Annotated in this window: 8 protein-coding genes; 4 read left to right on the top strand and 4 right to left on the bottom strand. The window is 65.0% G+C overall.

The window, feature by feature from the left end; translation table 11 throughout:
* Positions 1-329: 329 nt before the first annotated feature.
* Positions 330-1094 (bottom strand): IclR family transcriptional regulator, encoded by a 765-nt coding sequence (locus tag AWB66_RS31400; RefSeq protein WP_087633895.1) that lies wholly within the window; start codon positions 1092-1094, stop codon positions 330-332.
* 242 nt (positions 1095-1336) lie between these two features.
* On the opposite strand from AWB66_RS31400, the gene sauS reads away from it, so the two are divergent.
* From sauS to AWB66_RS31385, 3 genes are all read left to right on the top strand, one after another.
* Positions 1337-2770, top strand: coding sequence for an acylating sulfoacetaldehyde dehydrogenase (sauS, locus tag AWB66_RS31395; RefSeq protein WP_087633894.1), 1434 nt, complete (start codon positions 1337-1339; stop codon positions 2768-2770).
* Complete coding sequence (locus AWB66_RS31390) at positions 2767-4365, top strand: AMP-binding protein (protein ID WP_087633893.1); 1599 nt, start codon at positions 2767-2769, stop codon at positions 4363-4365. The genes sauS and AWB66_RS31390 overlap by 4 nt, the downstream gene beginning before the upstream one ends.
* 126 nt (positions 4366-4491) lie before the next feature.
* Positions 4492-5871, top strand: a complete 1380-nt coding sequence (locus AWB66_RS31385) for an MFS transporter (RefSeq protein ID WP_087633892.1) — start codon at positions 4492-4494, stop codon at positions 5869-5871.
* 59 nt (positions 5872-5930) lie between these two features.
* On the opposite strand, the gene AWB66_RS31380 is transcribed toward AWB66_RS31385, so the two are convergent.
* Together AWB66_RS31380 and AWB66_RS31375 are read right to left on the bottom strand one after the other, a co-directional pair.
* The gene (locus AWB66_RS31380) at positions 5931-7259 is read right to left on the bottom strand and encodes an MFS transporter (protein ID WP_087633891.1); all 1329 of its coding nucleotides are present in this window, start codon (positions 7257-7259) and stop codon (positions 5931-5933) included.
* Between the two features lie 52 nt (positions 7260-7311).
* Complete coding sequence (locus AWB66_RS31375) at positions 7312-8943, bottom strand: GMC family oxidoreductase (RefSeq protein ID WP_087633890.1); 1632 nt, start codon at positions 8941-8943, stop codon at positions 7312-7314.
* Between the two features lie 379 nt (positions 8944-9322).
* Here AWB66_RS31375 and AWB66_RS31370 point away from each other — a divergent pair, with 379 nt between their 5' ends.
* Positions 9323-10126: an IclR family transcriptional regulator gene (locus AWB66_RS31370; RefSeq protein WP_087633889.1), complete on the top strand. Its 804-nt coding sequence runs from the start codon at positions 9323-9325 to the stop codon at positions 10124-10126.
* Between the two features lie 18 nt (positions 10127-10144).
* Here the strand turns inward: AWB66_RS31370 and AWB66_RS31365 are convergent, their stop codons facing one another.
* Positions 10145-10897: an IclR family transcriptional regulator gene (locus tag AWB66_RS31365; protein ID WP_087633896.1), complete on the bottom strand. Its 753-nt coding sequence runs from the start codon at positions 10895-10897 to the stop codon at positions 10145-10147.
* Positions 10898-11270: the final 373 nt, after the last annotated feature.

Raw genomic sequence — 11270 nt, 5'->3', positions numbered from 1 at the left:
TCGTTTATGCCTGTCGTCCGCGAAGCGCGGACGGATGGATGAATGCCTTACCAAGTAGTTGGCTGTGCGAGGACACAGTGGTTAATCGCACCAAGCCCGGTGGCGCCTTCGAGGGCGACACTTAGGCGGTATGTCCACTCAGTTCTGCCGCTGCGTTGCCGTCTTGAGACTGCTGACTAAAAAGCTGCTTTCTTTGCTTACTTTCTTTGCAGCAGCAAAGAAAGTAAGTCCCGCCCCGGACAGGGGCAGAGCTAATAGACCGACGCGAAAACAAGTTCCACAAACGAGAAGCACAAGCGCATTTGACGATCCCGCACCCCCACAGTCCCTCAAGTCTGAAACGTCTTGGCGGTTTCCTCGGCGGCATGCCTGAGATCGGGCACGAACGCGAGCAAATCGTCGAGCGTCACCCGTCCGACCGGCGCCTGCACCGCAATGGCCGCGCAAGCCCTATTGCGGTCCAGCATCACGGGCACGGCAATCGCGATCAACCCCTGCAGATGCTCCTGATCGTTGATCGCGAGCAGCCTGCGCCGCGTCGCCGTAAGTTCGCGCCGCAACGCCTCGCGATCGGTGATGGTCCGCTCGGAGTAAGCACGCAATGGCAGCGTATCGATCATGCGCTCGCGACGCTCCTTCGGCATGAAACTGAGCAGCAGCTTGCCGCTCGCCGAGCAATGCAGCGGAACATGCGAGCCCGCCTGCAAATGCATGCGCAGCGGCCACTCCGTCTCCACGCGATCCACGTAGACCACGTCGTTGCCAGCGAGCATCGTCAGGTTGCAGGTCTCGCCGACCTTCGCGACCAACTGTTCCAGCAGCGCATGGCGCGCCGCAGCGGGCCCCGCGTGCATCAGCACATTGACCGCAAGCGAACGCACGCGCGGCGAGCATTCGTACAGCCGGTCGCCCGCGCCGCGCGTGACGAGCCAGGCATCCATCAATTGCACGAGAATGCGATGGACCGTCTGCTTGGGCAACCCGAGCGCGCCGACGAGTTCGGTCATGGACAACGGATGACCCGCCTCGGCAAGCGTTTCGAGCACCCGAAACGCGCGCACCGCAGCGGCATTGGACTGATTCGAAGCCGACATTCTGTCTCCTGAATATCGTGTGCCGTCTTTGGGTGGGTCGCGTGCATCGTCCGCGACGTATCGAGTGACGGCTTTCCTTTTGCATCGACTTTATCGTTTTTCGGGACTCGCACAAGTCCCGAAATTCGCGTTTTCCGCTGCTGCGTTTCGCAGAGCGATGGATTTCGAACAAAACGGGACCGCGTGATTCGCGCCGCTGGCTAGATTGAAGCATCTTCAATCCAGTCACGCGGAGTCAACGTATGAACGTAAGAGCCACAGTTGCAGAAGTGACGAACAGCGACGTCGAGCAGGTCGTCGCCGAGCTGGTCGCGCGGGCGCGCGCCGCGCAGCGCAACTTCGAATTCGCCGGCCAGGACGCACTCGATGCCGCCGCCGACGCCGCCGCGTGGGCCATCATGGAACCCGCGCGCAACCGCCGGCTCGCGGAACTCGCGGTCGCCGACACCGGTCTCGGCAACGCCGACGACAAGTTCCGCAAGAACTATCGCAAGACGCTCGGTCTCCTGCGCGATCTGCGCGGCCAGAAGACCTGCGGCGTGGTCGCGCGCGACGAGGCCAACGGCATCGTCGAGATCGCGCGGGCCGTGGGTGTGGTCGCGGCCGTGACGCCTTCGACCAACCCCGCCGCGACGCCCGCCAACAAGATCATCAACGCGCTGAAGTGTGGCAATGCAGTGATCGTGGCGCCGTCGCCGAAGGGATACACGTCGTGTGCGCTGCTCATCGGCTTCATTCACGAGCAACTCGCGAAGGCCGGTCTCTCGCCCGACCTCGTGCAAGTGCTGCCGCCGCCCATCAACAAGGCCGCGACCGCCGAACTCCTGCGTCAATGCGATCTCGTCGTCGCGACCGGATCGCAGGCGAACGTGCGCATGGCCTACGCGAGCGGCACGCCCGCGTTCGGCGTGGGCGCGGGCAACGTCGCGTCGATCGTCACGGCGTCCGCGCCGCTCGACGAAGCCGCGCGCAAGATCGCGCTCTCCAAGACCTTCGACAACGCGACGAGCTGTTCGTCCGAAAACAGCGTGGTGATCGAAGACGCCATCTATCAGCCGATGCTCGCCGCGCTCGCCGCGCACGGCGGCGTGCTGCTCACCGACGACGACAAGGCGCGCCTGCAAGCCGCGATGTGGCACGACGGCAAGCTCGCGGCCGACTGCACGGCGAAGTCGGCAACGCAGATCGCGCGGCTTGCCGGCCTCGATGATGTCGCCGCGCGCGAGCCCGCGTTCCTGATGGTCGGGGAAACGGGTTTCGGCGCCGAGCACCCGTTCTCGGGCGAGAAGCTCTCGCCGGTGCTCACGGTCTATCGCGCGCGCGACTTCGACGATGCCGCTGGCATCGTGCGCCGCATCTACGCGTACATGGGCGCGGGTCATTCGGTCGGCCTGCATTCGAACGATCCGGACGAGGCCGTGCGGCTCGGCACGAGCCTGCCGGTGGCGCGCGTGATCGCCAACCAGGCGCATTGCCTCGCGACCGGCGGCAACTTCGACAACGGCCTGCCGTTCTCGCTTTCGATGGGCTGCGGCACCTGGGGCCGCAACAACTTCTCCGCGAATCTGGGCTTCCGGCAATACCTGAACACGACGCGCGTCGCGTTTCCGGTCGAGGAGCGCGTCCCCGAACTGGACGACCTGCTCGGCGATTTCTTCGCGAGGTACGGCCGATGAACACGCCCGCCACGATCCGCGCGTTGATCGACGAACGCGCACGGCAGTTCCCGGACAAGCCGTTTCTGCTCGCGCCAATGGAAGACGGTGACGCGTCGGACCGTCCGCGCGCGCTCACGTTCGGCGAGCTGCGCGACGCATGCATCGCGCTCGAAGCGGGTTTCGCCGACGCGGGCCTGGTTCCCGGCGATGTCGTTTCCGTCTACATGGGCAACGGCCTGCAGACCGCGACGCTGTTGCTCGCCGCGATGTACGGCGGCTATGTCGCGAATCCGCTGAACCTGCTGTGCCAGCCCTCGCAGGTGCGATACATCGTCGAGCATTCGGACACGCGCGCGATCTTCGTGTCGCGCGATTCCCGCGAGGCGATCGAGACAGCGCTCGCCGAGCTTCGGGCACAGGGCTTCGAGCGCGACATATTGCTGGTCCAGACGCAGGCCGACACGGTCGAGACGCTGTCGTTCGCCAAGTCCGAATTCGCCTTCGCGGATGCGACGGGCGCCGAACCGGCGGAGCATGGAAACGCCAACGCGCAGGCCAACCCGCACGCCGACGTCGCGCTGTTGATGTACACCTCGGGCACGACCGGGGCGCCGAAAGGTGTGCTGCTCACGCATCGCAACCTGCTCGCGAATGCGCACAACATCACCGCCGAGCATCGCCTCGGATCGGGCGATCGCGTGCTCGCGTCGTTGCCGCTTTATCACATCAACGGCCTGGTCGTGACGCTGATCGCGCCGCTCTTTCACGGCGGTTCCGTCGTGATGGCCGAGCGCTTTTCCGCGCGCACCTTCTGGCGCGACGCCGCGCGCTACGCCTGCACATGGATCAACGTCGTGCCGACGATCGTCGCGTATCTGCTCAATCACGATGAAGAGCAGGCCTTCGACCTCTCGGCGCTCAAGTTTTGCCGCAGCGCGTCGGCGGCGCTTCCGGCCGAGCATCATCGCGCGTTCGAGGCGCGCTTCGGGATCGGCGTGATCGAAACGATGGGCATGACCGAGACCGCTGCACCCGCCTTCAGTAATCCGTACGATTCGACCCGGCGGCGCATCGGCAGCATCGGGCTGCCGTCGGGCGGCGAGGCGCGCGTGATCGACCCGGAAGGCCGCGACTGCGCGCCCAACGAATCCGGCGAGCTCGTGCTGCGCGGCGAGCAGGTGATGAGCGGCTACTACAAGCGTCCCGACGAGACGCGCGCCGCGTTCACCGCCGAAGGATGGCTGCGCACCGGCGACCTCGGCTTTCGCGACGCCGATGGCTACTACTACATCAACGGCCGCGCGAAGGAACTGATCATCAAGGGCGGCGAGAACATCGCGCCGCGCGAGATCGACGAGGCGTTGCTGCGCCATCCCGGCGTGCTGGAGGCGGCCGCGGTCGGCGTGCCGGATGCGGCCTACGGGCAGGAGATCGTGGCATTCGTCGTGGCGCGCGAAGCGGCTGGCCCGGACGCGCTCGACGCCGCCGGTCTGCGCGAACACTGCCTGCGCGAACTTGGCCGCTACAAGACGCCGAAGGAGTTCCGGCTCGTGACCGAACTGCCGCGCGGACCGTCGGGCAAGGTCCAGCGGCTGAAACTGCTGCAGACGTAAGGAGCACCGCCCACCATCTTTCGAAGCGATCCGCTGAATTACCGAGACGGCCGTCGACGAACGCCGTCCAAACTTGGGACCGGAGCGAGCGCTCAAGCGCCCAATCTGGTCGACACAGGAGACAGCATGGAAAAGCGCACCCGGCGCGTGAAGACGCGCCACATCATCCTCGCAGTCATGTGCCTGATGTATTTCATCTCGTACATCGATCGCGTGAACATCGCGGTGGCCGGGCCGATCATCCGGCAAGAGATGGGACTGACCTCCGGCCAGCTCGGCCTCGTGTTCTCGGCGTTCGCGTATCCCTACGCGGTGATGCAGATCGTCGGCGGCTGGCTCGCCGACAAATACGGGCCGAAGCGCGTGCTCACCATTCTTTCGCTGATCTGGGGCGTCGCCACGCTCGCGACCGGCTTTGCGGGCAGCGTCGCGATGCTGGTGGGCCTGCGCTTTCTGCTTGGCATCGGCGAGGGCGGCGCGTTTCCGACTGCGACGCGCGCGTTCACGTACTGGATGCCGGTGGCCGAACGCGGTTTTGCGCAGGGCATCACGCATAGCTTCGCGCGTCTGGGCGGCGCGGTGACGCCGCCGCTCGTGCTCGCGGTCGTCGCGATGGGCGGATGGCGCGATGCGTTCCTGCTGCTCGGCGTCGCGAGTCTCGCGTGGACCGTGCTCTACATGTGCTGTTTCACGAATTCGCCGGAGCAGCACAAGCGCATCACGCCCGAGGAGACGGCGGAGATCGGTTATCGCAAAGGCGACTGCGATCGCGCGAAACACGCGGCGACGCCCTGGCGCAAGCTGATTCATCGCATGTGGCTCGTGACGGTCGTCGATTTCTGCTATGGCTGGCTCCTATGGGTCTACCTGACGTGGCTGCCTTCGTACCTGAAGGAATCGCGCGGCTTCGACCTGAAGCAGCTTGCGCTCTTCACCGCGCTGCCGCTGCTCGCGGGCGTGATCGGCGATACGCTGGGGGGCGTCGTTTCCGACAAGCTCTACAAAGCGACCGGACGTCTGCGGCTCGCGCGCTGTTCGGTGCTGGTGGTCGGCATGGGCGGATCGCTCGCGTTCCTGCTGCCGATGCTCTCCGCCACCGATCCGATCGCGGCCGTGATGTTCCTGTCCGCGTCGTTCTTCTTCCTCGAGATCACGAATCCGGTGCTCTGGACGTTGCCGCTCGATATCGCGGGCAAATATGCGGGCACCGCGGGCGGGATGATGAACACGGGCTTCGGCGTCGCGGGCATGATTTCGCCGGTGGCGTTCGGCTTCCTGATCGAATCGACTGGAAGTTATGACGTGCCGTTCACGATCTCGGCTTGCCTGCTTGGCGTGGGCATCGTGGCGGCGCTGTTCATCGATACGTCGAAGACCGTCGAAGCCGATGAGGATCGCGAGCGTCATGTTCTGATGGGCGGCGGCGAGCCCGCGTTTGCGCATGCGGGGCAGGGGGTGGGTTTGCAGCGGCATCCGTTGCGCCGGCCGTTGCGGTGGAAGAAGTAGGACGGGGGTTGGGCGGGGGCGTTGAAGAACAACGCCTCCGAGCGCCAGCGAATAACCCCTCACGAAGCCCACTCGACCCGACGCTTCGCCGCCCGAGCCCGGCGCCCGATCCACGCGGCCGACAGTGCGCTGACCAACGCCGAGATCAGCACATAGATGCAGATGAGCCAAGGCTCGCCGTCACCCTTCTTGAGCAGGAAAGTCGCGATGATCGGCGTGATGCCGCTCGCGAAGATGCCCGAGAACTGGTAGACGAACGAGATGCCCGAATAGCGGACTTTGGCATCGAACAGTTCGGCGAAAAGCGCGGCCTCCGGGCCGTACACCGACGCATAGAAGATGCCGAACGGAATCACGATCGCGATCCACACGAGCGCGATACTGCCGCCGCTGTGCTTCATCAGCCAGAAGCCCGCAAACGCCGACAGCCCCGTCAGCAGCGAGCCCCAGAAGTAGGTTCGCGTGCGCCCGATCCGATCCGACAGCCGCCCAAAAAGCGGAATCGAAAACATCATCACGACAGCCGCGGCCATCACGCCGAGCAGCGCCTGCGTGCGCGGGACGTTGAGCGTCTGCGTCAGATAGACGATCGAAAAGACGCCGAACACGTTGAAGAACACGCCGTCGATGAAACGCGCGCCCATGCCGGCCAGCACGTTGCCCGGATACTCGGCGAGCACTTCCTTGATCGGCAGCTTGATCTGTTCGCCCTTTTGCTTGACCTTCGCGAACTCGGGCGTCTCCATCACGTTCAGGCGGATATACATGCCGATCGCGACGAGCACGATCGAGAGCAGGAACGACAGGCGCCAGCCCCACGACAGAAACTGCTCGTTGGTCAGGAACGACGACAGGATCGCGACCACGCCCGACGCGATGCACAGTCCGAGCGCAAGGCCGATCTGCGGAATGCTCGCGTAGAAGCCGCGCTTGTTTTCAGGCGCATACTCGAACGCCATCAGCACGGCGCCGCCCCATTCGCCGCCAAGCCCGATGCCCTGCGCCACGCGCAGCAGAAGCAGCAGCGACGGCGCCCACAGCCCGATCTGGTCATAGGTCGGCACGAGGCCGATCAGCACGGTCGCGGCGCCCATGATCATCAGCGTCATCACGAGCATGCTCTTGCGGCCGAGCTTGTCGCCGAAGTGGCCGAAGATCACGCCGCCGAGCGGCCGGCTCAGGAAGCCCACGGCGAAGGTGCCGTAGGCGAGCATCGTTGAGACGAGCGGATCGCCGCTCGGAAAATACAGCTTGTTGAACACGATCCCGGCGACCACGCCGTATAGAAAGAAGTCATACCACTCGATGGTCGCGCCGATCAAACTTGCCGTCACTACGCGCCGGATCTGACGCGCATCGTTTCCTTGGGTCGCTGCAGTCTGCTGCATTTTCGTCTCCTGTAGGTGGCCGCGTGGTTTCCACGTCGGTATCGAATCGCTATCAAACGGTTTCCTCTAGCACCGGAGCTTCAACCCGCCCCTTCCGGTCGGCCTTGATCATGTCGGCGGCTTTTTCCGCGATCATGATCACGGGCGCGTTCGTGTTGCCCGACACGAGATCAGGCATCACCGACGCGTCGACCACCCGCAGCCGCGCGAGGCCGCGCACGCGCAGACGGTCGTCGACGACCGCCATCGCGTCGCTTCCCATGCGGCAGGTGCACGCCGGGTGATAGATCGACTGGCTGTAGCGGCGGGCGGCGTCGAGCAGTTCGTCGTCGGACTGGAACTGCGCGCCCGGCACGAACTCGGAGAGGATGTGCGGCGCGAGCGACGGCGCCTGCGCAATGCGCCGCGCGACCTTGATCCCGCCGACCACGACCGGATGATCGCGCGCGTCGGACAGATAATTCGGCTGGATCGCCGGATACTGCAGCGGATGCGCGGACTTGATCTCGACGCTGCCGCTGCTGAAGGGCCGCAACTGACACACCGACGCGGTGAACGCGGAGAACGGATGCGCGCCTTCGCCGGGTTTGTCGGCGCTCAAGGGCTGCATGTGGAACTGGATGTCGGGCCGATCGACGTCGGGACGCGAGCGCGTGAAGATGGCGACCTGGCTTGCCGCGAGCGTCAGCGGACCGGTCCGGCAGAGCGCATATTGCAGCCCGATCAGGATCTTGCGCAGCGGGTTGTTCACTTCGTCGTTGAGCGTGCGTTCGCGCGTCTTGAAGACGAGCCGCACCTGAAGATGGTCCTTGAGGTTTCGGCCGACGCCGGGCAGTTCGTGATGCACGCGCACGCCGGCGCGGCACAGTACATCCGACGGACCGACGCCCGAGTTCTGCAGGATCTGCGGCGAGCCGATCGCGCCCGCCGCGAGGATGACTTCGGCGTTCGCGCGCGCACGCTTCAGTTCGCCATCGTGCATGTACTCGACGCCGACCGCCTGCGCGCCGTCGAAGAGCACGCGCGTGGTCTGCGCGTGCGTCTCGACGATCAGGTTCGTGCGGTTTTTCGCCGGTCGCAGGAACGCCTTCGCGGTGCTCCAGCGAAAGCCCTTGTGCGCGGTCTGCTGGAAATAGGCGACGCCTTCCTGCGTGGCGCCGTTGTAGTCGTCGTTGAACGGGATGCCGATGTCCTGCGCGCCTGCGATGAAGTGATCGGCGATCGGCCGGCGCAGCCGCAGGTCCGATACTTTCAGCGGGCCGCCGACGCCGTGGTACGCGTTCGCACCGCGTTCCTGATCCTCCGACTTTTTGAAGTAGGGCAGGACGTCGGCGTAGCTCCAGCCGCGGTTGCCGAGCGCGGCCCAGTGATCGTAGTCTTCGCGCTGGCCGCGCACGTAGAGCAGCCCGTTGAGCGAACTCGATCCGCCGAGCACCTTGCCGCGCGGCCATTGCAACTGCCGTCCCGCGATGCCTTGGTCGGGCTCGGTCTCGTAGCACCAGTCGAGTTGCGGATCATGCATGGTCTTGAAGTAACCGACCGGGATGTGAATCCAAGGGTTGTTGTCCGGGCCGCCCGCTTCGAGCAGCAGCACGCGGTTGTTCGGGTCCTCGCTCAGCCGGTTGGCGAGCACGCAGCCCGCCGATCCCGCGCCGACCACGATGTAGTCCACTTCAAACGACATGGTATTCGCGTCTCCTGAATGTGCCGGACACCCGCTTCGTCGCGTGGTGCGCAATGCCGCGATTCGAAGCTCTGCCGATCAATTCGAAATTGTTGGAACACTTCGTTCCGTTTTGATTAAGGACAATTTCGTGCAGAATGCGATGAAAGCCAAGAAGAAGACGCGACGGAGGCGAAAACTGAAACGGAATTTGAAGATTTCGAATCAGAAAGGGCGCGTCGGAGGGTTTGCCAGCATGCATCGCCGGGAAGTAGGGCGTCTATGCTGCGGCTTTGTGCGGCATGCCGGATGCGAACGGCTCGACGCGCCGGCTGCTACGGTCCGCGAATCGAGAAAGTGATATATTTTGTTCTGATTTAAATACGGAGACTCGAGCCCGATGAACGATACGAATTCGTCCTCGACCGAAGACAGCCGCGCGCTGCGCGCGTTGTCGATTCTCGATCAACTGGCGGTCGCCGGGCAGCCGTTCACGCTTTCGCAACTCGCCGCGCGTCTGCATATTCCGAAGGCGACGCTCGCGCGGCTCATCGAGTCGCTCGAAGCGCAGGGCTATGTGATGCATCTGCCGGACTCGCGCGGCACCGATCGCGGCATCACGCTCGGTCCGCGCGCCGCGCAACTCGCGCTCGCGACGCTCGGCAGCAGCAGCTTCACGCGCGCGTGCCGGTCGCTGTTGCGCGCGGTCGTCGAAACGCTCGGCGAGACCTGCAACCTCACCGCGCTCGACGGCGATTCGGTGCTCTATATCGAGCGCGTCGAGACGACGGAACCGCTGCGCCTGCACATGCATCCGGGCATGCGCGTGCCGCTGCACTGCACCGCGAGCGGCAAGCTCTTTCTTTCGCAGATGACGCGCGCCGAACGCAGCGCCGTGCTCGCGCGCCTGCCGCTCACGCGCATGACGTATCGCACGCTGACCGATGCGAGCCTGCTCGAAGCGGAACTCGACCGGCTGGCGGCGCGCGGCGTCGGCATCGACAACGAGGAATTCGTGAGGGGAATGGTGGCGGTCGCCGTGCCGGTGCGCGATGCGGAAGGCAAGCACGTGCTGGCGTCGCTCGCGGTGCATGCGCCGACCGCGCGCGCGAGTCTGGAAGATCTGCTGAAGGCGGTGCCGAAGCTGAAAGAGGCGTCGCTGAGATTCGCGCCGCTTCTGCACAAGCCGGATGCCGCGCGCTAGGCGACGCGCGGCGTTGGCTCAGAACGTCTTCGCCAGCTCTTTCGCCGCATCCTGAAGGCGCGGCACAAATTCGAGCGCACGCGAAAGCGGCGCGCGCGAGACGGGCGCATGCACGGCGATGGCGGCGACGCACTGGTTCTGCTCGTCGATGACAGGCGCCGCCACGCACACGATGCCGACGACGAACTCTTCGTTGTCAACCGCGATGCCCTTGTGCGCGACGCGGTCGAGTTCCGCTTCGAGCAGTTCGGGATCGGTGATGGTGTTGGGCGTGAAGCGCTCCAGTTGCAGCGCGCGCACGAGAATGGAGCGCTGCTGAGTGGGGAGCATCGCGAGCAACAGCTTGCCGCTCGCGCTGCAATACGCGGGAACGTGCGAGCCCGGCTTGAGGTCGAGCCGCAGCGGCCACGGCGCTTCCATGCGGTCCAGATACAGGACTTCCGTCTCGTGCAGCATCGTGAGATTGCAGGTCTCGCCGAGGTCGGAGACAAGCCGCGAGAGAATGGCGTGCCGCAGACGCCGCGCGCCCGAATGCATCATCACGCCAAGGCCGAGTTGAGCGAGACGCGGACCGATCACGTAGGCGTTCTTCTGACCGGGTTCGCGGATCACGAGGCCGCCTGCCTCCAGCGAAGCCAGCATGCGATGCAGCGAAGCCTTCGGCGCGTCGACTTCGTGGGCGATGTCGGCGAGGGAAACGGGACCGTCCGCGGCGACGAGGTGCTCCAGCAGCGCGAACGCTCGCAGGGTCGGGGTGTCCGCTTTTTTCATGTCTGCCGTTCCGGAAAATGGATCGGCTTCATTGTACTCAAAGCGCTTGTGGCGCGGCGTTTCCGGGACGAAATGTTCGGTTTTGGCGGCAGTTTCGTCCGCACGCGGCGTCCGGTTTTCGGAACGCGGCGCGGTGTCGGGCATGGCGTCCTGGTTCGCGGACGCCTCCGGGCTGTCGGCGGATAGCGGCAAGCCGGTTTCGAAGCTCATGGCGGACCTCTCGAACGGCGGGTGGCGGCGGGTCCCGGCGGAAGGCCGCCGGGACGTGCTTCGATCAGACGTAGTCCTTGTACTTATCGAGCATGCGCACGGGTTTGGCGAGCGCATCGCGGCGGAACGGATCGCCGAGTTCGCGGGTGCACATGATCTCGAT

Origin of the sequence: Caballeronia telluris (genome assembly GCF_001544495.1) — a bacterium.
In the GTDB taxonomy this organism is placed as follows: Bacteria; Pseudomonadota; Gammaproteobacteria; order Burkholderiales; family Burkholderiaceae; genus Caballeronia; species Caballeronia telluris.
This window is presented reverse-complemented; position numbering and strand designations above follow the sequence as displayed.